19 protein-coding genes are annotated in these 22,994 nt (G+C 72.6%); 14 read left to right on the plus strand and 5 right to left on the minus strand.

Annotated features, from left to right (window positions below; all coding sequences use genetic code 11):
* Positions 1 to 45 precede the first annotated feature (45 nt).
* Entirely contained in the window at positions 46 to 195 is a 150-nt protein-coding gene (locus ACTIDRAF_RS33610) for a thiocillin/thiostrepton family thiazolyl peptide (protein ID WP_016697819.1), read from the minus strand.
* A gap of 421 nt (positions 196 to 616) precedes the next feature.
* On the opposite strand from ACTIDRAF_RS33610, the gene nocL reads away from it, so the two are divergent.
* The 9 genes from nocL (at position 617) to ACTIDRAF_RS27480 (ending at position 15,555) form a co-directional block, all read left to right on the plus strand.
* A complete protein-coding gene (gene nocL / locus ACTIDRAF_RS0206015) occupies positions 617 to 1,810 on the plus strand; it encodes a 3-methyl-2-indolic acid synthase (protein WP_016697820.1) in 1,194 nt (397 codons plus the stop codon).
* A gap of 18 nt (positions 1,811 to 1,828) precedes the next feature.
* Positions 1,829 to 2,920, plus strand: coding sequence for an alpha/beta fold hydrolase (locus tag ACTIDRAF_RS0206020; protein ID WP_157162879.1), 1,092 nt, complete (start codon positions 1,829 to 1,831; stop codon positions 2,918 to 2,920).
* The gene (locus tag ACTIDRAF_RS0206025) at positions 2,890 to 4,230 is read left to right on the plus strand and encodes an AMP-binding protein (RefSeq protein ID WP_245533453.1); all 1,341 of its coding nucleotides are present in this window, start codon (positions 2,890 to 2,892) and stop codon (positions 4,228 to 4,230) included. Before ACTIDRAF_RS0206020 ends, ACTIDRAF_RS0206025 begins: the two co-directional genes overlap by 31 nt.
* Positions 4,227 to 6,251: a hypothetical protein gene (locus ACTIDRAF_RS33385; protein ID WP_016697823.1), complete on the plus strand. Its 2,025-nt coding sequence runs from the start codon at positions 4,227 to 4,229 to the stop codon at positions 6,249 to 6,251. Before ACTIDRAF_RS0206025 ends, ACTIDRAF_RS33385 begins: the two co-directional genes overlap by 4 nt.
* Entirely contained in the window at positions 6,248 to 8,374 is a 2,127-nt protein-coding gene (locus ACTIDRAF_RS31815) for a TOMM precursor leader peptide-binding protein (RefSeq protein WP_083886123.1), read from the plus strand. The genes ACTIDRAF_RS33385 and ACTIDRAF_RS31815 overlap by 4 nt, the downstream gene beginning before the upstream one ends.
* Positions 8,375 to 8,703: 329 nt before the next feature.
* On the plus strand, positions 8,704 to 10,296 hold the full coding sequence (locus ACTIDRAF_RS0206040) for a nitroreductase family protein (RefSeq protein WP_016697825.1): 1,593 nt from the start codon (positions 8,704 to 8,706) through the stop codon (positions 10,294 to 10,296).
* The gene (locus tag ACTIDRAF_RS0206045; protein WP_016697826.1) at positions 10,293 to 13,121 is read left to right on the plus strand and encodes a lantibiotic dehydratase; all 2,829 of its coding nucleotides are present in this window, start codon (positions 10,293 to 10,295) and stop codon (positions 13,119 to 13,121) included. Before ACTIDRAF_RS0206040 ends, ACTIDRAF_RS0206045 begins: the two co-directional genes overlap by 4 nt.
* Positions 13,118 to 14,152 (plus strand): lantibiotic dehydratase C-terminal domain-containing protein, encoded by a 1,035-nt coding sequence (locus ACTIDRAF_RS0206050; protein ID WP_016697827.1) that lies wholly within the window; start codon positions 13,118 to 13,120, stop codon positions 14,150 to 14,152. Before ACTIDRAF_RS0206045 ends, ACTIDRAF_RS0206050 begins: the two co-directional genes overlap by 4 nt.
* Before the next feature lie 176 nt (positions 14,153 to 14,328).
* Positions 14,329 to 15,555 carry a cytochrome P450 family protein gene (locus tag ACTIDRAF_RS27480; RefSeq protein WP_157162880.1) on the plus strand — a complete coding sequence of 409 codons (1,227 nt, stop codon included), beginning with the start codon at positions 14,329 to 14,331 and terminating at the stop codon, positions 15,553 to 15,555.
* A 121-nt stretch (positions 15,556 to 15,676) separates the two neighbouring features.
* Here ACTIDRAF_RS27480 and ACTIDRAF_RS33615 read toward each other — a convergent pair whose 3' ends face one another.
* A complete protein-coding gene (locus ACTIDRAF_RS33615; protein WP_157162881.1) occupies positions 15,677 to 15,895 on the minus strand; it encodes a hypothetical protein in 219 nt (72 codons plus the stop codon).
* Between the two features lie 27 nt (positions 15,896 to 15,922).
* Here ACTIDRAF_RS33615 and ACTIDRAF_RS27485 point away from each other — a divergent pair, with 27 nt between their 5' ends.
* The 3 genes from ACTIDRAF_RS27485 to ACTIDRAF_RS0206075 all read left to right on the plus strand — a co-directional run bounded on the left by ACTIDRAF_RS27485 (position 15,923) and on the right by ACTIDRAF_RS0206075 (position 18,813).
* Positions 15,923 to 17,281 (plus strand): cytochrome P450, encoded by a 1,359-nt coding sequence (locus ACTIDRAF_RS27485; protein WP_157162882.1) that lies wholly within the window; start codon positions 15,923 to 15,925, stop codon positions 17,279 to 17,281.
* Between the two features lie 262 nt (positions 17,282 to 17,543).
* The gene (locus ACTIDRAF_RS33620; protein ID WP_016697832.1) at positions 17,544 to 17,693 is read left to right on the plus strand and encodes a hypothetical protein; all 150 of its coding nucleotides are present in this window, start codon (positions 17,544 to 17,546) and stop codon (positions 17,691 to 17,693) included.
* A gap of 712 nt (positions 17,694 to 18,405) precedes the next feature.
* Entirely contained in the window at positions 18,406 to 18,813 is a 408-nt protein-coding gene (locus ACTIDRAF_RS0206075) for a pyridoxamine 5'-phosphate oxidase family protein (protein ID WP_039786038.1), read from the plus strand.
* A gap of 361 nt (positions 18,814 to 19,174) precedes the next feature.
* On the opposite strand, the gene ACTIDRAF_RS0206080 is transcribed toward ACTIDRAF_RS0206075, so the two are convergent.
* The 3 genes from ACTIDRAF_RS0206080 to ACTIDRAF_RS27495 all read right to left on the minus strand — a co-directional run bounded on the left by ACTIDRAF_RS0206080 (position 19,175) and on the right by ACTIDRAF_RS27495 (position 21,896).
* Complete coding sequence (locus ACTIDRAF_RS0206080) at positions 19,175 to 19,357, minus strand: hypothetical protein (RefSeq protein ID WP_103055297.1); 183 nt, start codon at positions 19,355 to 19,357, stop codon at positions 19,175 to 19,177.
* A gap of 1,064 nt (positions 19,358 to 20,421) precedes the next feature.
* Positions 20,422 to 21,039: an SRPBCC domain-containing protein gene (locus ACTIDRAF_RS27490; RefSeq protein WP_016697835.1), complete on the minus strand. Its 618-nt coding sequence runs from the start codon at positions 21,037 to 21,039 to the stop codon at positions 20,422 to 20,424.
* 290 nt (positions 21,040 to 21,329) lie between these two features.
* Positions 21,330 to 21,896: a pyridoxamine 5'-phosphate oxidase family protein gene (locus ACTIDRAF_RS27495; RefSeq protein ID WP_016697836.1), complete on the minus strand. Its 567-nt coding sequence runs from the start codon at positions 21,894 to 21,896 to the stop codon at positions 21,330 to 21,332.
* A 59-nt stretch (positions 21,897 to 21,955) separates the two neighbouring features.
* On the opposite strand from ACTIDRAF_RS27495, the gene ACTIDRAF_RS0206095 reads away from it, so the two are divergent.
* Positions 21,956 to 22,426 carry a winged helix-turn-helix transcriptional regulator gene (locus ACTIDRAF_RS0206095; protein WP_016697837.1) on the plus strand — a complete coding sequence of 157 codons (471 nt, stop codon included), beginning with the start codon at positions 21,956 to 21,958 and terminating at the stop codon, positions 22,424 to 22,426.
* Entirely contained in the window at positions 22,423 to 22,947 is a 525-nt protein-coding gene (locus ACTIDRAF_RS27500) for a pyridoxamine 5'-phosphate oxidase family protein (RefSeq protein WP_016697838.1), read from the plus strand. The genes ACTIDRAF_RS0206095 and ACTIDRAF_RS27500 overlap by 4 nt, the downstream gene beginning before the upstream one ends.
* Positions 22,948 to 22,994 lie beyond the last annotated feature (47 nt).

Below are 22,994 nucleotides of genomic sequence, written 5' to 3' on the forward strand. Positions count from 1 at the left end.
GGGGTCGCCCCCGGCCCGGCGGTGGGAACGTGGACGGGCGAGGAATCAGGACGAGCAGCTGCAGCAGCACTCGCAGGTGGTGCAGGAGGCGGACATGACCTTCGCGACCACCTCCCCGTCCTCAAGGCGGTTGTCGTCGAGGAACTCCGAGATCTCCAACGACTCGATGTTCAGCGCGGGCAGGTCAGCGGACATCGCACACCTCGTTTCTCGTGAGAGGAACCGGATTCGGCCCCGCATCGAACGGTAGGAACACCGAGACCCGTAGGTCAAGGACGCCAATTGTTGTTTTCGCGGTTTTCCCGGGCGACGCAGAAAAGTCAGCGAACTTCCTGAACATCGGCGCAAGCGGGGCGGAGAACCAACGCAAACACACTTGAGAACCGCTTGAGGCGCGACCGAGGAACGGCGCATGACCAGCGGAGAAGCCCTCGCCGACCAGGATGGGGACGTTTCTCCACCTCACGCTTGCAACGCCCACCGGAAACCGGGTGCTGTTGCCAGGCGGGGATTTCGGGAGTACGAATGGCGTGGAACAGCCGGAGTTTCCCTCCCATGGAGGGCGCGGGCGATCCCGCTTCGTTCCGCTTTTCCTCCCCACGGCGAAAGGGTTGCCATGAGCGATCGACAGCGGACCGGAACGACCGACTTCTCGCTGCCGGACGTGACGGCGGTAACGATGGAGGCCGAGGGGGTGGACACGAACGCGGTGCTCGGCCTCGCGGCCGGGCAGGAACCGGGAGTGTCCCGGGCGGCAGCGGCGCTCGCGTTGTGGCGGGACCGCTCGATCCCCACCGAGACACTGGTGGCGGCGGCCCAGCGGCGCTGCGCGGCGAGAAGTCCCCGCCTGCACACCTTCGTGCCGCTCTACACCACGAACCACTGCGACTCGGAATGTCGGATGTGCTCGATGCGAGCGGGCAACACGCGGATGGAGCGCAAGTTCTCCGGCCGGCACGAGATCACCGACCAGCTCCGCATCCTGTACGAGCACGAGGGCGTTCGCGGCGTCGGCCTGCTCACCGGCGAGTACGCGGACAAGTACACCAGGCTGAGCACGGCGTTCCGGGTCGGCTGGGCGATCCGCACCGCGCTGGACATGGGTTTCGAACGGGTCTACTTCAACATCGGCAGCATGGAACCCGACGAGATCGAGGTGCTGGGTGAGTGGGTTGACCGGGCGGACCCGGTGACCATGTGCGTGTTCCAGGAAACCTACGACCGCGAGTCCTACCGCCGTTTCATGGGAGCGACCTCCAGCGCGGTCCCCAAGGCCGATTTCGACCGGCGGGTGGTGTCCTTCGACCGGTGGCTCGACGCCGGGTTCCGGCACGTCAACCCGGGCGTGCTGGTGGGCCTGCACCCCGACGTGGAGTCGGAGATCGTCCAGTTGGTGGCGCACGGCGATCACCTGCGCGAGCGGGGAGCCGTCGTGGACCTCTCCCTGCCCAGGATGCGTCCGGCCATGAGCTCTCGGGACAGCACCAGGATCGGGGACGAGGACTACCTGAGGATGATGGCGGTGATCGCGTTCACCTGCCCGGAGCAGCGTCTGGTGCTCACCACTCGGGAGCCGCAGGAGTTCCAGGACCGGGCACTGGGCCTGGCCGGGGTGATCAGCCCGGGCAGTCCCGACGTGGCCCCGTACCGGGCCGACTCAGCGGCGCGCAACGAACCGAGCACGTCCCAGTTCCTCATCGCCGACCTGCGTCGTCCCCGGCACATCCTCAGCCGCATCGAGGCCAACGGCACGAAGGTCACCCACTTCGCCAACCCGTTCCGGGACGCCGGGGTCGTGGCGGTCGGTTGAGCGGGACGGAGGACACCGATGTTGGGCGCTCGTGTTCGCCGTCCCGTGGTGTACGTGCTCCACGGGCTGCTCGGCACCGCCTACGGTCACTTCGGGAAGCAGATCGGCGCGTGGCGGTCGGAGGCCGATGTCGTGCCCGTCGACCTGCCCGGTCACGGGCGGTGCCGGCTCGATGCCGAGGACGGCTATCTCGACGTGGCGCTGCGCTACGTCCTCGCTCTGGTGCGCAGGTTCGGCCCCGGTCGTCTCGTCGCCGCGTCGTACCTGGGCGGGCCGGTGGCCGTGCGGTGCGCCGCCCTCGCCCCGGACCTCGTCTCGTCGCTGGTCCTCACGGGCGTCGCGCCCGGGCTGGATCGCGAGGCCTTCCTCTCCCTGCTGGGCGGTTTCCACCGCTTGGCCGGTGAGAGCCGGGCGCTGGTGGCGGAGTACGAGCGCCTGCACGGTCCCCGGTGGCGAGCCACCCTGGACGCGTACACCGCGCACGCGACGACGTCCTACGCCGACCGGATCCAGATCCGCCCGGAGACGCTCGCGGAGCTGCACCGGCCGGTGCTGATCATCAACGGTTCCCTGCGGTCCGTCGAGCGGGAGGCGGCCAGGACCGCCGGCGACATCGGTCCCGAGGTGCGGGGCCGGGTGGTGGAGGGCGGCGGGCACCTTCCGGGCAACGACGACGCGGCCACGGTCAACCGCGTGGTGTCCGGGTTCTGGCGGGAGGTGGAGCGGGGTCCGGCGCCTCCGGATGAGCGGCCGATGGGCCCCGCCTCCTCCGGCGCGGAGCGGCAGGAGGACGGTCCTGGGCCGACACCGGCCGGCAGGGACACCGATGCCGATGCCGTCCTCCCCAGTGGTGGCGCCCCGGGCGGGCGGGCGACGTCGGGGCCCACGCCCACGAGTCCCCCGAACACGGTCGCGGCCCTGCGGGCGGCCCTGGTCGACGCGGTGAACGAAAGCGATCCGACGCGGCGACTGGACTCCCTGGAGACGGTGGTCGTGCTCGCTTACCTGCGGAACACCCGGCTGGTGTCGACGCCTCCCGAACCGCCCGACCGTCCCGACACGATCGAAGGGTGGGTGACATGGGTCGCCAGGCGTTCACTCGTTTCCTGACCAGCAGCCGAGCACGGTCCGCCACTGGACGCCGAGGCGTCCAGTGGGGCGGTGCCGTCGCGACCTGGGACGAGTTGCTCGCGGGTGGGCGGGACCGGGCGCGACTGGTCCGCCCCGGGCACGCCTACGTCGTCGACCCCACGGAGGGCCTGGAGGCGCTAGCTTCGCTCTTCGCCGTCGCCAGCGTGCCGGACACCCTGCTGCTCTGGACGGCCCGTTCCGCGCTGGGCGTGGAGGAGCACCGCCTCGCTCCCGCTCTCGCGGAGGTGCCGCTCCCGCTGGCGGAACCGATGACCCGGCCGATGTGGGGCGTGTGCACATCCGGCAGTTCCGGTCGGCCCAAGGTCGCGATCGGGCACGCCGATCTGTGGGAACTGGTGGCCGTGCAGCACGACCACATGCTGCGAACGGCGCTGCCGGGCACCGGCTCCGACCCGGTGCTGGCCACCTGCCTGCCGTTGCAGTACTCGGCGGCGTTCCTGATGACCGTGCTCCCCGCGATGTTCTTCCGCCATGACCTGCTGGTGTTCCCGGCTCACGACTGGACCCCCCTGGCGACGGCGGCCCGCGACCGGGACGTGGCCGTGTTGGGGGTGCCGGCCGTGGTCGCGGCGGCGTGCCTGGGCACGCCGGACCCGCTGCCGATGGGCCGGGTGGCGGTGTTCCTCGGCGGCGGCCATGTCAGCGCCACCCGGGTCCGGCTCGCCAGGGAGCGGTTCGAAGGGGTGAGGTTGGTGAACCTGTACGGGACCGCTGAGACCGGGGCGGTCTCGGTGGATCCGGACCCCGGCCACGGAGGGCACGTTGGCCGGCCCGTCGAGGGCAAGGCCGTCTGGGTCGACCAGCCGAACGAACGCGGGGTGGGCGTCGTCTCCGCCGCCGGCCCGGACTGCTGCGTCGCGGTGTGGCGGCCAGCGGACGGTGCCCCTCCCGAGGAGACGACCGGCACGGTCAGGTCCACCGCCGGCCGCGGGGTGGGCGTCGACTACGGGCGGTGGGACGCCGAGGGGCGGCTCTGGTTGGAGGGGCGGGTCGACGGCGCGGAGAAGGTTTCCGGGATGTTGGTGCACCCGCGCCAGGTGGAACGGCACCTGTTGGCCCTTCCCGGTGTCGCCGACGCCCGGGTTCGGGTGGAACAGACCTCACACGGGCTGGAGAACCTGGCCGCCAGGGTCGTGGGCGACGTGAGTGTGGAGGAGGTGCGGGCGCACTGCGCCGCGCTGCCGGACGCACGACGGCTGACCCGGGTCGAGGTGCTACCGGAGCGGGACGCGGCCGCGGCCTACGGCGCCCACGGGAAGCTGACATGAGCGCCGGGCTCGACGAGGACTCCCTCGACGAACGGCGGTTCGCGGTACGGGCCGACGCGTTCTTCGTGCGGCACGAGGGCGGAGTGTGGCTGCGGAACAACCTGGGGTCGTTCTCGATCAGGGGGGCGGGTGCCTACCAGCTGGTGGGCTCGTTGTTCGCCAACCTCGACGGGGAACGCAGCGTGGCCGAGATCTGCGAGGGGCTACCGGAGAGCGCGAGACGATCGGTGTCCCGGCTGGTGGGCACGTTGGACCGCAACGGTTTCCTGCGCGAGGTCGTCGGGCCGAAGGAGGTCCCCCCGGAGTGGATGGCAGAGCTGTACCCGGTGCACCTGGCGTTCTTGGAACACCACGCCGACCGCCCGGTCAGCCGGCTGTCGCGGGTGCGGTCCACACTGGTCGGCTGCCTCGGGTCCGGGGTCGCGCTGCGGGCGGCCCTCGGCGCGCTCGGGGAGTTCGGCGTCGCCCGGCTGCTCGTGGTGTGCGGCGAGGCCGACGAGGCCAGCGCGGCCGAGTTGATGGCGGCGGTCCGCGAACGGGACCCGCGCGTGCGCTGGCGGTTGAAGGTGGTGGACGGCTCCTGGCCGCTGGCCTCGGCGTTACGGCTCCCGGAGCTGCGGGACGCCGGGCAGGTCCTGCTCGTGACCGACGACGCGGACCCGGTGGCCCTGGCCGACGCCCACCACCTGGCGCGCGGTCGAGGTCAGGACGTGGGGGTGCTGGGGCGCTGCGGTGACCACGTGGTCGCCCTGCCGCCCGGTGTCGCCGGCTGCTGTTGGGAGTGCGCGCACCGCTCGGTGGCGGCCCGGGTCGCCGGGTTCGCCGGCGACCTCCCGCCCGCCCCGGCCCCGGCGGCCGTCGCGGCCCTGCACCTCGTGCAGCAGGTCTTCGCCCGGCTGGCGGGGGTCGCGCTGGAGGGTGCGGGGGCGATGACGACGGTCGAGCCGTGCGCACCGGTGGTTCGGCAGCACACCGCCCGTCGGCACCCGCTGTGTTCACGCCACCCGGCTGGTGTCTCGTGGTCGGGCCCGCTCAGGGCGCCGGTGACCGGGCACGGCCGGGCGCGGACACCGTCGTCCTCGGTTCCGGCGGCCCTCTCCCACGCCTCAGTCGGTGCTCGCCCTCGGTACCAGGTCGGCTCCCCGCCTGAGGGGGAGGGCGGTGCCACCGGCTGGTCGGCAGGCCCGGGCCGCGGGCTGGACACCGTCCGACCGGACGTGCCGAGAGCGGAGGACCCGGCAGAGCTGGTCGCCGAGGCCGATCGCATCGTCGCGGTGACGGCGCGGTGGACCGACTCCGTGACCGGCCCGCTGTTGGCGGTCGGGGAGGGCGACCTCGACCAGCTGCCGCTGGCGGCCAGTTCATGCCAGGTGGTGGCACCGGAGAGCACGGCGTGCGACCCGAGGACCCGGCTGCTGGTGTGCCGTGCGCTGTCGGCCAGGGAGGCGCGCCACCAGGTGGTGCTGCGGGCCGTGGAGTGGCTCGCGGCCCGCACCGCCCGAGCCTTGGGCCAGACCGCCCCGCTGGTCCTCGGCGCCGGCTGGACCGTCCACGAGGCGCGGTTGCGTGCCCGGTACGCAGCGGTCGCGGCCAGCCGGGTGCCGACGGCCGGCCGGTGGGAACCGGCCGCCGACCTGTCCACGGCGGACACTCCGGCACGGCGTTTCCTGGTGCGCGCCTTGGCCGGCTCCGACCGCGCCTGGTGCGGGGTGGCCTGGGATGACCCGGTCGGGGGGCTCCGCAGGGTTCGGGTCCGCACCGCGGCCGGCACCACCCACCCGGGGACCGGCCTCACAGCGGACCACGCGATCGACAACGCCCTGCTCGCCGCGCTGGCCGCCGGTTCGGAGGACGCCGGCGACACCGTGGGGTGGTTGGCGCCACCGACGGCGACCTGGACCGAGGCGGCGAGGCGAGCAAGCCCACCCGGCTCGGATGCGCTGTCCGACGTCACTGGCCTGTTGCCCTTCGCGGACGGGGAAATCCACCTGGTCGCCCTGTCCCCCGGGGTCGGGGCATGACCGCGCACGGGGCCCCGGGACGGGGAACACCAGCGGCGTCCGTGCTGGGCCGGGGCCCCCTGGCCCGGTGGGTGGCGGCGCACCTGGGGGTTGCCCGCTCGACGTCGACGCCCACGTGCGACGCCTCGGACGCGGCGGACTTCCCGGGGCACGCCCGCGCGACCCGTGCTCCCCGGTTGGTCGAGGATCCGGCGCCGGAGGACCGTGGGACTGCCTCGGTCTCCGCCCGCGCCCAGGACGTAGCGGCCCCAACCGAGGAACGAACGAACGAGCACCTGGCCGGTCCGGGGGCGGTGGCGTGGGACGAGGCCGGTGGCCCGCTGGTGCTGGTGGCGGAGTTGGACGCGGTCGAGGAGTTCGAGGATGTGCTCGCACGCGCCCGTCGCCTCGCCTGCCCGCTGCTCTTCGTGGGCAGCTGGCGCTCCCTGTGCTACGTCGGTCCGTGGTCCCAGCGTGGTGTCCCCGGATGCCCACGGTGTCTCGTGGTGCGCACGGCCAACTCCGCTTTCGGCCCCGACCTGGCAGGTGAGCGGGTGCTGCCCGGCTCACCGCGGCTCCTGGCCGCCACCACGCTCGGGCCGGCCACGCTGTCCGTGGTGGCCAGGTCGGTCGCCGAGGCGGTCCGCGCTGGCCCGCCGACCGGAACCGGTGCCGCCAGCGGCGTCCTGGTCCTCGACGGGGTCACCGGGGCGATGGACCGGCGGACGTTGCTGCCGGACTCGACCTGTGCGCTGTGCGGGCAGGTCACCACCGACACGGTCCCGCACCTCACCCCGAATGGGGTGCCGCTGCCGAAACTCGGTCCCGAAGTGCTGCGCACCGGGCAGTTGTCCGCCGAACAGGTGGAACGTGACTACCTCTTCCCCGGCCTCGGCCTGTTCAAGGAGGTGCGGCAGGACCTGCAAAGCCCCTTCGGCGCGTGCTCCGTGGAACTCGACACCCGTTGGGGGCGGCGAGAACCGGCGATAGGCCGCGCCCGGGGTTACCGGACCAGCCGCACCGTCGCCGTCCTGGAAGGACTTGAACGGTACGCGGGGCTGCGGCGGGGAGGTCGGACCGCTCCCGTCCGCGCCAGTTACGCCGAGGTCGCGGACCGGGCCCTCTGCCCGCTGGACCTCGGTACCCACCCCGAGGAGTCGTACCGGACGGAGTCCTTCCCGTACCGCGAGTTCCACCAGGACACCGTTGTCGACTGGGTGTGGGCCTACTCGTTCCAAGCCCAGGAACCGGTGCTGGTACCGGAACGCGCCGCTTTCTGGGGCCCGCGGCATGACGGCGAGATCGCGTTCGTCTACGACACCTCCAACGGGTGCGCGCTGGGCAACTCGGTGGAGGAGGCGGTGTTGCACGGTCTCCGCGAGGTGGCGGAGCGGGACTCGTTCCTGTTGACCTGGTACCGGCGGCTCGCGTTGCCCGAGGTGTGCCTGGAGGGCGAGCGGGGAGCGGTCGGGGACCTGCTGCGGCGCGCCGAGCTGTTCACCGGCTGCCGGTTCCGGTGCTTCCTGTCCACGATGGAGTACGGGATGCCCAGCCTGTGGCTTACCGCCGAGGGCCCGGCCGGCGGGCCCTCGGTGCTCGCGGGCAGCGGCGCGCATCCGGACCCCAGGCAGGCGCTGGTCGGCGGGCTCCACGAACTCGTCGGCATCGTCCTGGCGGTGCGGGACGGGTTCCCGGACCGCCGGGAGGAGGCCGAGGCCATGCTCGCCGACGCCGACCTGGTGCGGCGCATGTCGGACCACTCGCTGGTCAACGCCCTACCAGCGGCGCGGGACCGGTTCGCGTTCCTGCTCGACGCCCCGCACGAGGAGATCCGCCTCGACGCGGTGCCCGCGACCCTCCACCCAGCCGAGTCCGACCTGCGGGTCGAGGTGGACACCGCCGTTCGAGGTTTCCTCGACGCGGGGTTGGACGTGCTGGTGGTTGACCAGACGATGCCCGAGCTCCGGCGAAACGGGCTGTGCTGTGCGCGGGTGCTGGTTCCTGGCCTGGTTCCGATGACTTTCGGGCACCGCAACCGCCGGACGCGCGGTCTGCCCCGGCTCACCGAGGGCACCGGGCTTCCCTATCCCGGCGCGATCGCCCCCGAGGAGGAGGTCGGATGCGTCCCGCACCCCTTCCCCTGATCGACCAGCGGCGTCCCGGCGCGCCACCGTTGCCTGCCCCGGGGGGACGGGACATCTCCGGCCCGGGGGTCCTGTTCGGTGGCCGGCGGGGCATCGTCGGGACGTGGCCCTCCCGGCGGCCCCGGACCCGGCGCGTCCACGCTGCTGGCTCCCCGGGGATGGGCCCCCCGGCGGATGCGCGAACCGCTCCTGGTGCCCCCCGGAGACGAGCGGCACCAGCGCTCACGTGTCCGTTTCCTCCCGCTCCACGCCGCCGTCCGCTGGGCATCAGGGAGGAGCTGCCAGGAGAACAGCACGACGCCCAGGGTGTGGCGATGGAAGGAGCGAGGATGGCGACCGGTCACGCCGAGTCCGACAAGCGGGAGCACATCCCTCCGCTGACCGAGCGGGAAGCAGCCGAGTACACGCTCGCGTTGCTCCGTGACCCGACGTCGGTGAACCCGGACGGCTGGCAAGTGGACTGGGACACCGCTCCCTGGCCCGTCAAGGTCCACGTGGGCGGCAGCCGACGCCCGCTGGGTGTGCGCCGACCACTGGATCGGCTGCTGTTCTACGGGCTCGCGGTGTCCCGGGTCCGGTTCGACCTGACGGCGCCGGTGCCGACCACCCCGCACGGCCCCGTCCTCCCCCGGCGGAGCCCGCGTGTCACGACCCGCCGGCCCGTCCCCTCCGGGGGGGCGATGTACCCGACGGAGGTCTACGTCCTGGAGACGGGGCCCAGGCCGGGTGCGCACCACTACGACCCGTACCGGCACGAGCTGGTTGATCTCGGGCAGCCGGCTCCGGCGGGGGTGCTGCGGGCCGCGCTCGGGCTCGGGGCGGGCGCGGCCCTCCCCCAGCTGGTGCTGGTGCTCGCGCACCGGTTCTGGAAGAACCTCCACAAGTACGCTGACTTCGCCACCCGGCTCGGCGCCGTCGACGTGGGCGTGGTGCTGGGACGGGTCATCCGCCTGGGTCTGGTCGAGTTCGGTGTCGTCGACGTCCGGGCCGACCTCGACGGTGCGGTGTTGGCGGGCGGTCTGGGGCTCGACCCGTGTGCTGAGGCCCCGCACCTGCTGGTGGGACTGGGCGCTCCACGGCAGGCAGCGGCGCCGGAGCCGCGCGGGGTGCGGACCCCGTGGCCGCCCCAGGTGGTGGAGCGGTCGTCGAGGTTCCGCCGGTCGTCCCGTTTCGAGGCCTTCCAGGCAGCGTTGGCCGCCTACCCGTGTCCCAAGCCCGGAGCGGCGTTCAGGTCGGCGCTTCCCGGTCCACCGGCTCCCGACACGTGGGAAGGACCTTCGCCCGGCCCGGTGGTCGCGCTGCCCACTCCGGCGTCGAACGTCCCGATGGCCGGGGACGTCCTGCTGCGGCGCACCTCCAGCGGTGCCCGGTTCTCCGGTGGGTCCTGCACACCGGCCGGGCTGGCCTCGGTCCTCGACCAGGCCAGCGCCGCCGTCGCGCAGCTCCGCCACGTGGGTGACGGCGCGCTCGGTCACGAGGTCGCCCTGTACTGCGCGGTACACCGCGTCCGGGGTGTCCAGCCGGGCTGGTACCGGGCGTGCGGGGCGGGGCTGATCCCGGTGGGGCGGGGTGTGGACCCCGACTGCGCCCAGCTCGTCCAGGAGGCGTTGCTGATCGACTCGCTGAACGTGGAGCTGGCCGCCTTCACGGTGCACGTCGCCGTACCCCCCGACTTCCGCTCGAGCGACCGGGGACCGAGGGCACACCGGGAACGGCAGATCTCGGTCGGAGTGGTGATCGAGGCGGTGACCCTCGTCGCAACGGCCCTGGGCCTGGGGAGCCACCCCGTCCTCGGTGTCGACACCCGCCGGTTGGACGCCGGTTACGGGTTGACCGGCGGCAGTGTGAGCGTGCACGGCCAGGTCTCCGTCGGCGCCGTTCACCCCGGCGTGAACTGGGAGGTCACGGTGGTACCACGATGAGGGACCAGCAGCCGTCGGCGACGTTCAGCCCCTATGTGATGTTCCGCCGAGGCACGCTCGCACTCGCCGCGCTGGACGGTCTCGTCCCGGAACGGGCCTGGGCCGCGCTCGACGCGGCCGAGCAGGAGGCCGAGGCCGTGACCGCGCTGGCTGCCGAGGTCGAACGGACCCTGCACGCGCTGGTGCCGTCGCTGCCACCGGAACGCCGGGCCGTGGTGCTCCGGCTGCGCCGGGACGTGCACAACGGCCGACAGCCGGACGTGGAGGCCCTGGACTCGGTGGTGTCCGGGGCGGCACGGGCGGTGGTGCGGCGGTGGGACCGGGCCCGCCTCCGCCGGAACGCCCTGCTGGCGGAGTCGGCGGCGGCGTACCTCGCTGAGGCGGCCCGCGCGGTGCGGGTGCTCAGCGCCGTCGCGTCCAACGAGGACTTCCGGCGGGGCGTCCAGCTCTCCGCCGAGGACACCTTCCGGGAAGTGGCCCATTTCGCGGCCAACCCCGAGGCCCCGGTCAAACCCAGTCGGCGACGCCGGGTGGAGAGCACGATCGCGAGCTTCGCCTACCGGGTGGTGTTCAAGCCCTCCCCGTTCGGATCATTCACGGAAGTCGGTGCGCTGCGCCTTCCGGCGCCCGGAGAGGGCGCCGCGCGGGAGCCGGGTGGCACCTGGCGACAGGTCGACAGCGGAACGCGGGCCCCGTCCTGCCCCGTCGGCCCTGTCGCGGTGCCCACCGGTTCCTCGGTCGCTCGACCCGACGCGGCGACGGCACCGGCGCGACACGCCCCGGCCCACCAGTCCGACGTCGTCCAGCGCACCGGAGCGGGAGCCGCGCACCGGATATCCCGGGCGAGGCTGAACGTCGGCCTGCTCGCCTGGATGGCCCAGCGCCTGCGCTCCCTACCGGGCGCGGACACCCTGCTGCGCATTCGGTTGAACAACTCGCTGACCCTTCACGACGGACGCGCCGTCTGGCTCCGCCGGCCACTGGAAGGCGTGGACGACGCCTTCCACCCGGACCGGGTGGTCGACGCCCGGCACTCCGACCTGGTCCGCCTGCTGGTGGACCTGCTGGAACTCGGTGACCGCACCGAACGCGAGGTGCGGGACCAGCTGGTCGCCGGGGGCCTCACGGCCCACGCCGCCGCCGCGACCCTCGACCAGCTGGTAGGTGTGGGCCTGTGCCACCGGGGCCTCGGACTCCCAGACCAGACCGATCGGGTGGCGGGCCGCATGGCCGTACTCCTGCGAGGCCTGGGCACTCCCTTGGCGGGAGCGGCCGCGGACGTCCTCGACCACCTCCAACGCGTCGAGGACGTCTTCCCCTTGTCCGACGCCGACCGGCGGAGCACGCTGCTCGCCGAGGTCCGGTCCGGTGTCGACCGCTTCGTGGAGATTTGCGGGTGCGAGGCACCTGCCAGGGACGCCCTGCGTTCCCCGGTCTACGAGGACGTCGGAACCACGGACGGCGCCCACAGCTGGTCACCGGCCGTGTTGGCTGCCTCGCGGGACCACCTGGCGTTGTTCGCCCGCCTGGTGCCGGTGCTGGACGGCGCCACCGTGGAACGGCTCGGCCTCTACCGGTTCGTGACGGAGAAGTTCGGCGAGACCCATCCCGGAATCCCGTTCATCGAGGTCTTCCGGGCCTTCTCCTCCCTCTCGCCCGAGGAGGCTTCCGCCGTGATGAGCGGTGCGGGTGATCCCGCGTGCGCCGCGCTCAGCACTTGGCGGGCGGGTGTGGCCCAGCTGGCGGACGAGGCAGTCGAGGACGGGGCCGAGGTGGCGCGGTTGGACACCGGCAGGCTGCGCGCTCTCGCCGAGGCCCTCCCCGCCGAGTTCCCCCCGTGGCGGTCCACCGCCTACCGGCTGCAGTTCGCCCGTGATGCCGACCGCACGCTCGTCGTGGTCAACGGCGTCACGACCGGGCACGGGGTGTTCTTCTCCCGTTTCGCCGACCTGCTCACCCCCGAGACCGGGGCGGGCTGGCACCTGGCCGAGGAGATCCGCTCCCACCTCGCGGCGACCGAGCCACGGCAGGCCGACCTGACAGCGGTACTGGGGCTCAACTTCAACCTCCACCCCCGGTTGAGCCCGCTCGAGGTCATCTACCCGGGGTCGGTCGCCTCCGGCGGCCACGGGCCAGCTTTGACCCTCGCCGACCTGCGGGTGCGCCCCGAGCCGGTCACCAGACGCTTGGAGCTCGTCTCCTCCGTGGACGGCGAGCGGGTGGACCTGGTGCCGATGAACTTCCTCTACCCGGCGGCGGCACCGCCTTTGTACCGCTTCCTGTGCGCCTTCGCGCCAACCCGCACCTACCGGGGCGGGCTGTGGGAGCAGCTGGACCGCATCCGCCCCGCCTCCGCCGGCTCGACAGGCCCACGCCCACGCCTGCGGCTCGGTGACCTCGTCCTCGACCGCCGCACCTGGCGGGTGCCCGTCGACCAGTTGGCGGTTCCCCCCGGTCTGGAACGGCGGGAGTGGGCGGCTGTCACCGAGTTCGAGCGCCGTCGCCGTGAGCTCGGCCTGCCCCGGCACAGCTTCTTCCGCGTGCTGCCGCCGGCACCGCCCGACACCGGGGTACGGGACCTGGCGGCCGAGACACGGCGCTGGGCGCTGGAAGCCCGCACCGCCCGCCTCCGCAAACCCCACTACCTGGACACGCGCAACCCGCTCCTGAGCGCGGTGCTCGCCCGCCAGGCGCTTTCGGTTCCTGACGGCACCGTGGTGTTCCAGGAGTGCCTGCCCGGTCCGGGAGAACACCCAGCGCCGGGCAGTCCTGGCAGCGCCGAGGAGTTTCTCGTGGAACTCACCGTTGAAGGGGGACACCGATGACACCCACCAGGCCCGACGGCGAGGTGTGGAGGAGCCTGCACGTCCACCGGTACGGCCGCATGGATGCCTTCCTGGTGGACGGGCTCGGCCCGGCCATCGCGCGACTCCGGGCGGAGGGCGGGGTGCGCGGGTGGTTCTTCCTCCGCTACTGGCGGGGAGGCCACCACGTGCGGGTACGCATCCGTGTCCGGGCCGACGACGCCTCGGACGTCACCACCGCGCTCGCCGACCGGCTGTCCAGCCACCTCACCCGCCACCCCAGCGGTGCGGACTTCGACGTCGAGGGGTTCCGGCTGGCGCAACCCACGATGGCCGCGCTGGAGAACGAGCCGGTTGCCGACGTCCTCCCGAACGACACCGTTCACCCCGCCCGCTACGAGCCGGAACAGGGCAAGTACGGCGGCCAGGACGGGGTCACGCTCGCGGAAGCGTTCTTCGAACGCAGCAGCGACCTCGCCCTGGCCGCGGTCGGGGACATCCTCACCCGACCGGCCCGGCGGCTCGGCGCGGGCTTCACGACGATGCTGCGAGGGCTGCTCGCCGCCGGGTACAGCACCCGGGCGATGGCTGGCTTCTTCCAGCACTACTGCCTGCTGTGGTCGCCCTACGCGTTCGACGTGTTCCTCGACACCTGGCCCGACCTCCTCGCGGCGCGGCGGAGCGCCGTGACGGCACACGCCCGGGCCGTGCTCACCGAACCCACCGCCACGGACTCCGAACCGTTCGGTCTCGCGATGAGGACCCTGCACGACGCCGTCGACGCGCGGGCGGACCGGGTGCTGCCGGCGGTCACCCTCGCCGGGCCCTCCGCCAGCGCGCACGACCGCCGACGGGTGATCACGACCAGTTGCCTGCACACCCACAACAACCGGATCGGTCTCACCCCGGAACAGGAAGCGTTCCTCGGTTTCCTGGGACACCACGTGCTGAGCGAATGCGCCGGCACCGAGCCCCATCCGAACCTGGCCGCCGCCGCCCGAACACACCGGGACCGCCGACTCGTCGGTGTCCACCACTCGCCAACGACCTGACCACCTCCCCGGGCGAGCCACCCACCCCGCCCAGAACGCCAGCACCGGACCGACCGCGCTATGAGGTGAGCGGTTCCGAGCCCCACCCGCTCCGGCGTCCCCAGCCGTGGGCCGCACCGTCCCACCACGACCCCGCCACCGGCCATGGCACCGGCCGGCCGGCCAAGGAGATGCTCATGGACCTCACCACCCGGACCTACCCCTTCCACCGGGACGGCACGTTCAGGATGCCCGCCGAGTTCTCCTGGATCAGGACGCACCTGCCCGTCGCGCAGGTGAAACTGGCCAGCGGGCACCCTGCCTGGCTCATCACCCGGTACCAGGACGTGCGACGCGCCCTCACCGACCCCCGCTTCACCCGGACCCTGGACCAGAACACCACGGCGCGCATGAACACCGGCTTCGCCGCGGAGCAGTCCAGCCCGGTGTTCAGCTTCGGTGGCTCCATCTCGGAGCCACCGGGACACACGCGGTGGCGGCGGATCGTCAACCGCGCCTTCACCCAGCGGCAGGCCGACGCCATGCGCGACCGGATCGCCGGTCACACCGACGCCGTGCTCGACGACCTCACCGCCCGGCCCGAGCGCCGCGCCGATCTGATGGCCGACTACGCCTACCGGGTTCCCATCCGGGTGATCTGCGAGCTGCTCGGCATCCCCGAGGACGGCAGACCAGCCTTCAGCACGATGGCCGCCCGGCTGACCCGGCGGGACCTCCGGTCCTCGCCCGAGGACTTCGGGCAGGCGTTGCGGGACATCGGCCGGTACGCCGTCGAGCTGATCGTCCGCAAACGCTCCAACCTCGGCGACGACCTGTTGAGCACCCTGATCGGCCTGCACGACGAGGACGACGGCGCACTCACCAACGAGGAACTGGTGTCCACCGTCATCCTGCTGCTGATGGCGGGCTACGAGAGCACCGCCGTCCAACTCGGCAACGCCCTGTACGCGCTGTTCCACCACCCGGCGGAGCTGGCGCGGCTGCGCGCGGACCCGGGCCTCGTCGACAACGCCGTGGAGGAGTTGCTGCGGTACGCGCAGATGGGCACGGGCTTCGCCGTCGCGAAGTTCACCTCGGCGGACGTGGAGATCGGGGGCACGGTGATCCCGGCCGGGTCGACCGTCTTCGTCTCGCTGGCATCGGGCAACCGGGACGTGGAGGTGTTCGGGGACGACGCGGAGGAGCTGGACCTGGCTCGACGCACCGCCGACCGGCAGCTGGCGTTCAGCGCCGGCCCGCACTACTGCCTGGGTGCGGCCCTGGCCCGGGCGGAGCTGGCGGAGGCCATCACCCGGCTGTTGGACAGGATGCCGGAGTTGGCTTTCGACGGGGACCTCACCGACGTCGTGCTCGCGTCGAACCTGTTCACCTACTACCCGCGCGAGCTCCCCGTGCGTTGGTGACCCCTGCCCGCCAGTTCCGTTCGCCCCACCCCGTGGGCACCCACGACAGCGCCAGCCCGCACCGCGGTCCCCCGCCCGAGGCATCGGCCTGTCCCTCCCCAGCGGCCGCGTCCGGGCGGAATCACAGGCCGACCCGGCGGCGCGTGTCGAGGGCCGCCCTGGTGGGCGGAAACCTCGCACCGCGCCCCGGGGGAAGGTCCAGTGCCGGTGCGCCCGGCCACTCGAAGAGGACACGCGCGGTGGCGCGGAGCGCCCGCCTCAGCGGCCTGGTGTCGACATGACCGCCGCTGACGACCACCACGTTCACCCCCGCGAGACCCGAGGGCGGGCGTGTCCTCACCCGCTTGAACGACCCTGGAGACGAGCCGTGGATCCCCATCGTGTCCGCTACCCGTTCCCCCGACCCAATCCGACCGAGCCGCCAGCGGAGCTCGCTTGGCTCCGCGACACCGCCCCGGTGTGCCAGGTCCACCTGCCCGACGGCAGCTCGGCGTGGCTGGTGTCCCGGTACGACGACGTGCGCACCGTTCTGACCGACCCCCGCTTCAGCCGCGACCGCCGCCCCACCGGGATCAACGGGTCGACCCCGGTGGCGGCCGGTGCCGGGAGCACCCCGCTCGGAGGACGGCGACCCGTGGTACCTGCCACCGCGCTGGACAGCGCACTCCCGACACGCCCCGGTGGCGCCGGCCGAGCGGTGGAAGGCGTCCCCGAGCCCGGGGGCCCGACAACGATGGGGGCGGCGACGGCGGGAGGCGACGGCGGGGCGTTCGATTTCGGCATGTTCCTGGCCGCTCCGGAGGACCATGAACGCTGGCGGCGCGGTCTGTCCCGGGTGCTGACTCCCAGATACGTGGAGGGGCTCGGACCGGAGGTCGGGAACGTCGTCGAGCGTCTCCTCGACGAGGTCACCGCAGCACCAGCGGATCTGATGACGGCGCTGGTGTTCCCGCTTCCGCTGGAGGTTCTGTGGCTGCTGTTCGACGTTCCGGCCCCACTGCGGCCAGGTTTCGACGCCTGGGCGCGGGCGATCCGAACCAGCGGCACGTCACTCGCGGGGCTGGGCAACGCGGTCGCGCACCTCCGCCACCCGGTGAGGGAACTGGCCAGGCTCGCCCTCCCCGGTCGTGGTGGCGGCCTGCTCGCGGAGCTCTGCCGGCGGGAGCACGAGGACGGGAACGCCGTCTCTGAGCAGTGGCTGGTGTCGACCGCGCTGCTGTTGACCGTCGCCGGCTACGAGAGCACGGTCGCCAGGCTCGGACACGGCCTGTTCACTCTGCTGCGGCACCCCACCGAACTGGCGCGGGTCGCGGCGGATCCCGATCTCGTCGTCCCCGCCGTTGAGGAGGTCCTCCGCCACACCCCAGCGGGCACGGGAGCCAGCGGCCGCCTGCGGACGACCGTCGACGTCGAACTCGGTGGCGTGGTGATTCCCGAGGGATCCCTGGTCCTCGTCTCGCCGGAGTCAGCTGGCCGAGACGGTTCCCGGACCGAACGGCCGGATGCCTTCGACCCAGGCAGGGGGTCCGCCCGCTCGCACCTCGCCTTCGGCAGTGGACGTCACTCCTGTCTGGGCGCGGCGCTGGCCCGTCTGACTCTGCGGGAGGCGCTGGGGAGGCTCGTCCGCCGGCTTCCCCGGCTGCGGGCCGCGTCGAACCTGTCCGAGGCGGAGTTCGACAGCAGCCTGGCCCACTCCTGGCCCCATGCGCTCCCGGTCAGCTGGTGATCGAGTGTGCCCGGGTGACCGGGAGGGGGCTCCGACGCGCACACCGATCCACCGCTCTCGTCGCCGCTCGTGCCCTCGCCATCCCGTCGGTCGCCCCGTTCTTGGTAGGGGCCCGTTCCCTCGATGTCCGTCCACCGGGTTGTCGCGGCCAGGACCACTCACGACTCAGGGCACGGTCGAACGTTGGCACACGTGCGGGCCGAGCGGGCGGAAGCCCTCCGGACAGGGCGAGGAATCGCCCCACAGCATCACGGTCAGCGGAATGAGCAGCACCAGCAGGACGAGCGCCGGAACGCACCACAACCACGTCCAGCGGCGGAGACACGACCGCCGTTGGCAGTTGGGCGGCTCGAACAGGGTCATGCTGCCGCAGGGGCAGATGACCCTCCTGCTCAACACCGGCACGATGTGAGGGGTGCCTGGTCGGGAGGAACGCGGCTGGTCGCCACACCCGGACATGCGGACTGGTGCTGCCATGCGGCCATGCCAGGACTGTAGGAGTGCCAGCTCGAATCACGCTCACGCAACACGGAGTTCACCCATTGGGGCTAGCAGCAGTCGGTGAACGTGCCCACCCGAACGGCGGCTGGTCGACGACGGGGACCAGTGTGCGGGCTCGATGCTCCAGGGGTCCTCAGGGATATCGCAGGCGCCCGGCTCAGCAGCCGCGTACGAACGAGCACCTCCCGGAGGGGAGGAAACGCCGGTCCCGTGGAGAGTGGAAAACCAACGGGAAAGCCCGAACGCGCCACACCACGAGCAGTTCCGCGTGCGGGGGGAGGCAGGCCCGGTGCCCCGTTTGTGGGACACCGGCAACAGCCCCCCGTGCGCGGGGAAGGAACTTCCTGACCTGCGGAGTCAGGAGCGCTCGCACCGATTCTCGTTCACTGTGTTCCCGTCACCGTACGGGATACCGGGCTCCCCGAGCGCCGCTGAACCGTCTCGGCCCCTGACATGCCTGGCCGACCGCTCCTCATCGTCCGACACCAACCCCCGGCCTCCAACTCGGAACGGGGCCACTGCTGCCGGTGGCAGCACCGCTGGCACCGGTCCACCACCACCGAACCGTGGAACGGGGACGTTCCCATTGACCTCAAGCAAAGTGGAACTCCTAGCGTTGCGGGATGACTACGAACTCTCCATTGGAAGGCCTGTCGGAAAAGGCCGAGGACCGGGTGCTCTGGCTCGGCACCGTCACCCCCAGCAAGCGGCCGGCACTCCGCCCGGTGTGGTTCGTCTACGTGGACGAGAAGCTCGTCGTCTTCAGTGAGCCGCACGCGGCCAAGGTGCGCCACCTGCGCGCGAACCCGGAAGTCGTGGTGACCTTCCACACCGACCCCAGCGCTGGGCACATCCGCGTCGTCTCCGGCCGGGCCGAGGTGAGCCTCGACGGCCCGCCCGCTTCCTCGATCCCCGAGTTCCTGGACAAGTACGAGGACCTCTACCCCGTCGCTGGCTACACCCGTCACTCCTTCGACACGGCGCTCAGTGCCCGCATCACCATCACGCCCACCCGTTCCTGGGGTTGGTAGGCCAAGCCGTGGGACCGGTGGGCTGCCCTGGTGGGCGACGGCCGCGCGGGTGCGGCGGTGCACTCCCGACCACCACGCGCAGCACCACCCGGGCGCGGTCCGGCGTCGGGGACGGCTGCGGAAGGTGGGAGCCTCGGCCGGCCCCGGCGGCGGGGCTCGCACTCGTCTGGCAAGGTCCGAACGTCATCCACCCCAGAGCGGTGCGATCGAGACGGCCTCGTGTGGACGCGGCAGGAGAAGGCAGCCGACGAGGTCACCCTTACGGAGCAGCAGGCTGCTGCGCCTGGACCGCGCGAGGATCCGAACGCGCGAGCAGCTGTCCCGGTAGCTCGTGATGGCCGTTCGGAGGCGATCGCCGGCGTCACGTGGCGAACCCGCCCAGGGCCAGTGCGTGCAGTGCTCGGCCCGTGTCCCCGTTGAGCTGGGTAAGCGCGTAGTACGCGCCGAGTTCCTCATCCTCCCTGCTCTCGGGCTCGCCGGGGGAGGAAGCCGCGAAGTGCCCGTGTTCGACGGGGAACGCTGGTACCCCCGGCCGCCACGCCACCGCCGTTCCCGTCCCCACGATCCCGCCGGCCGGAGGCGGGCTCCAGCGGGACGACGACGATGCGGGCGGTGACCGGCGGCGCGGCAGGTGGGGTGCGGCGGGGCGCGGACGGTGCTGCCCGGAGTGGTCGGGCGGCGGCCGCTGTTCTTCGCGGCCGCCACGACTGGCTGATCTGCGGTACCGGGCGGCGGGCCCGGGGAGGGCCCACGCTGCGGATGCCGGCACCTCGGGCCTCCCCGACCTGGTGACCACGGGCTCGACCGGCGCTGTCCGCGCCGTCCGGTCTACTGGGGTCAGCTAGGGGCCTTCGATCGGGGGCCATTCGCGAGGTTTCACCCCACGGCCAGGTCATCACCCCTTCTCCCCGGTCTCGTCGTGCTGGTACCCACTCCTGGAGGGCGGGGAATCGTGGCGCACGAACCGGGGTCCGGCCCGTTCCAGTGGGGAGTGCTGTCGTGTGGTGGCGACTTGGTCGGGTGGCGGGCTGGTGAACGACCCGCCGGTGGGACACCAGCCCCCCTGCCATCGGCGGTCTCCGGGTGGTCCCGGGTGGTTGCCGTCCCGCTCCGCGTCCGGGGTGCGGTCTCGGGGGCACGGGTCGGCGCCGCGCCCTCCTCGGGTCGTGCCGCGTTCCCGCCACCCGGTCGAGCGGCCGGTGTCGTGCGGGCACCGGGCAGACCCGACGAGGGCGGTGTCCGATGTGGGTTGAATACTCCGAGCTGGGCGTCCTGCACAGGCTTCGCGACCGGACGACGACGCGCGTCGCGGTGTGGTGCGGCAGGGTCTTCGACGCGGGCGAGGTTCGTGGAGTGCCGCACGGCACTGGTGGGAAACCCTGCCTCAGGTGTTGGGAGCGGGAACTCCTGACCTGGATGAACCGCCGGAGATCCGGAGGGTCGTCCTCGTCGGGTGATGCGCTGCCGGGTCCTCTGGCGTGAGCCACCGGCGTTCGAAGGCCGACGCCGGGCTGTCGAACTCCTCGAGGTCGCCGGGGCGCGGCCGGATCGCCACGCCGAAGTGGGCGTCTCCGGCCGCCGCCTTCGACGTGGCCGTGCCGTCGGCCGCTACTGCTCGGCGCCGGTGTAGAAGGCGAAGGTGCGGTCGGCGGTCCCCCGGGCGTGGTCGGGGTCGGCCCCGGCCTCGACGTCCGCGTCCGCCCAGGCCGAGGCGGTGCGCCGCATGAACTCGACACCTTCCTCGCTGGCTCCCACCTTGGCCATCTCCTCCGGGGTGGCTCGCGGGTCGCCGGCGAGGTGCAGCGCGAGGGAGAGGACCGAACCGTCCCAGCCGACACCGGTGGCGCTGGGGCCGAACGTGTCCCAGAAGTCGCCGCCGGCCTGGACGTGCTCGACGCGAAGCACCGCCTGGTCGCCCTCCTCCCGCAGGGTCACCTCGACGAAGCTGCCGGCACCGGAGTCCTCCCAGGTCACCCGCAGACGCTCCCGTGGCACGCAGACCTCGATCGTGCCCTCGATCCCCCTGCCCTCGAGGCGGTACCTACCCCCTTCACGCAGGTCGCCGCTGACGGGCTCGAACCAGCGCGGCAGCCGCTCTGGGTTGACGCAGGCGTCCCACAGCTCGGTGAGCGTGGTGTCGTAGGCGCGGGTGAGGATCACCGAGTTCAGCTCGGTGCCCCGCTTGACCGCGCGGTGTGTCCGGTTGATGTGGTCGAGAAGGTCCATCGCCGCTCTCCCCCTGTCCGCCGCCCCGCCACCGCGAGTACTGCCTGTCGTCGTCGAAGCGTTCCACCCGGTCCCACCAGTGGCACGCCCGCTCGGCCATCCCCCAGGGGATACCCCACCGCGTCGCTCTCAGCAGGCCGACGAGCGGACGCGGGCTCGCAGGCAGGCGGCGGGACCCGCGCCGACACTACAGCAGCAGCTTATATAAGTGAAACCTGAACTTGTTCCCCTCCCGTCATCCCAGCTCAGGGGCAGCCGGCCCCGCGCGAACGGGATCACGCGGGTGCACCTCACCACGACCAGCGGGTGGCCGAGCTCCCCGCGAACCCGAACGAGACCCGGGGCAACACGCAGTAGATCCCGTACTCCGGTTCGCCGGGCAGGTCCGGGTCGACGACGACCCCATCGCCAGCGACCGCGAGCCGCCACCCGAACCTCTCGGCCAGCACGCCGGTGAGCCGCCGCAGCGCCCCGACCTCCCGCACCCGCTCCGCCCTCCCCTCCAGGACCAGCTCCAACTCCTCCGAACTGACGATCACGCTGACCTGGGGGTTCGCCGCGAGGTTCCTCCCCTTGCGGGAGGTCGGCCGGAGCGTGACGAACAGGGCGCCGTCGCCCCAGAGCGCGAAGACGGGCACGGCGTGCGGCCGACCGTCGGGCCGGACGGTGGCCAACCACACCGTCGAGGCCGCCGTCAGCCACCGCTCCGCCTCGACCCAGGGGGTCAGCGGCGCCCGGTCGTCGAAGGGACTGGCATCGGACGGGCCGAACAGGGGCTCGGTCCGCGCGGGAGGCGCGCCGACCCCCTCGCGCCCGAGAAGGTCGACGGCGTCACCGGCGGGGATTCTGGTTTCCATGCCGTCGCACCCTAGACCACTGAGTTCCCTGAGGGAACTCAGCTGGTTATACTGGGTCCATGCAGCGCACCCGTTTCGGCGACATGCCCTGCTCGATCGCACGGACCTGGAACGTCATCGGCGAGCCGTGGTCGCCACTGATCCTGCGCGACATCTACGTCGGCGTACGCCGCTTCGACGACCTCCAGGCGTCCTTGGGCATCTCCCGCAAGGTGCTCGCCGAACGCCTCACCTGGCTCGTCGACCAGCAGGTCCTCGACCGCCACCCCTACTCGGACCGACCCACCCGCCACGAGTACGTGCTCACCCCGCGGGGCGTCGAACTCTGCGACGCGCTCCTCGTACTGGCCCGATGGGGTGACCGCTGGCTGGCCGGTGCGGACGGCCCGCCCGCCCTGTTCCGCCACCGGAGCTGTGGCGCGACGAGCCACGTGACGCTGCACTGTTCCCACTGCGACCAGCCGATGACCGCCTCCGACGTCGACGTGCTCGACGGCCCCGGAGCGCCGGCACGGGAGGAGACACCGTGACGACCCCAGCACGCGCCGCTCTCATCGGCCGCGACACGCCGCCAGGCTCCACACCGATCCCCTGGGAGGAAGCGCGCGACAGCTTCGCCGCGGCCAGCACCTACTGGTGGAGCACCGCCAGCGGCGACCACCCCACCCTGCGCCCGGTGCTGTCGGTGTGGGTCGACGACGCTCCGCACGTCTCGACCAGCCCCGTCACCCGCAAGAGCCGCCCCCTCGCAGCCAGCCCGACGACGACGCTGGCCTGCCAGACCGGCATCGCGGACACCGTCGTCGAGGGCACCACGACCCGCGTCACCGACCCGGCCACGCTGCGGGCGGTGGCCACCGCCTACGCCACCAAGTACGGCTGGTCCCCGAGCGTCGTGGGCGACGCACTCGGTGGCGAGGAGGGGGCGCCGACCGCCGGCCCGCCGCCCTACGAGGTGTACCGGATCACGCCCCGCCGGGCGTACGCCTTCGGTATCGACGAGGACCACGGGGCCCGGTCCACCCGCTGGGTCTTCCCCGACCACTCCTGAGCCGACCCGTTGGGCGGCCTACCGCGCCGGGGCGGGGCCGACCCCCC

This window comes from Actinoalloteichus spitiensis RMV-1378 (assembly GCF_000239155.1).
Classification (GTDB): Bacteria; Actinomycetota; Actinomycetes; order Mycobacteriales; family Pseudonocardiaceae; genus Actinoalloteichus_B; species Actinoalloteichus_B spitiensis.

Coding starts and splice junctions, on each gene's coding strand:
- ACTIDRAF_RS33610 (WP_016697819.1), bottom strand. CDS start 195: ATGTCCGCTGACCTGCCCGCGCTGAACATCGAGTCGTTGGAGATCTCG.
- nocL (WP_016697820.1), top strand. CDS start 617: ATGAGCGATCGACAGCGGACCGGAACGACCGACTTCTCGCTGCCGGAC.
- ACTIDRAF_RS0206020 (WP_157162879.1), top strand. CDS start 1,829: ATGTTGGGCGCTCGTGTTCGCCGTCCCGTGGTGTACGTGCTCCACGGG.
- ACTIDRAF_RS0206025 (WP_245533453.1), top strand. CDS start 2,890: ATGGGTCGCCAGGCGTTCACTCGTTTCCTGACCAGCAGCCGAGCACGG.
- ACTIDRAF_RS33385 (WP_016697823.1), top strand. CDS start 4,227: ATGAGCGCCGGGCTCGACGAGGACTCCCTCGACGAACGGCGGTTCGCG.
- ACTIDRAF_RS31815 (WP_083886123.1), top strand. CDS start 6,248: ATGACCGCGCACGGGGCCCCGGGACGGGGAACACCAGCGGCGTCCGTG.
- ACTIDRAF_RS0206040 (WP_016697825.1), top strand. CDS start 8,704: ATGGCGACCGGTCACGCCGAGTCCGACAAGCGGGAGCACATCCCTCCG.
- ACTIDRAF_RS0206045 (WP_016697826.1), top strand. CDS start 10,293: ATGAGGGACCAGCAGCCGTCGGCGACGTTCAGCCCCTATGTGATGTTC.
- ACTIDRAF_RS0206050 (WP_016697827.1), top strand. CDS start 13,118: ATGACACCCACCAGGCCCGACGGCGAGGTGTGGAGGAGCCTGCACGTC.
- ACTIDRAF_RS27480 (WP_157162880.1), top strand. CDS start 14,329: ATGGACCTCACCACCCGGACCTACCCCTTCCACCGGGACGGCACGTTC.
- ACTIDRAF_RS33620 (WP_016697832.1), top strand. CDS start 17,544: ATGAGCAGCACCAGCAGGACGAGCGCCGGAACGCACCACAACCACGTC.
- ACTIDRAF_RS0206075 (WP_039786038.1), top strand. CDS start 18,406: ATGACTACGAACTCTCCATTGGAAGGCCTGTCGGAAAAGGCCGAGGAC.
- ACTIDRAF_RS27490 (WP_016697835.1), bottom strand. CDS start 21,039: ATGGACCTTCTCGACCACATCAACCGGACACACCGCGCGGTCAAGCGG.
- ACTIDRAF_RS27495 (WP_016697836.1), bottom strand. CDS start 21,896: ATGGAAACCAGAATCCCCGCCGGTGACGCCGTCGACCTTCTCGGGCGC.
- ACTIDRAF_RS0206095 (WP_016697837.1), top strand. CDS start 21,956: ATGCAGCGCACCCGTTTCGGCGACATGCCCTGCTCGATCGCACGGACC.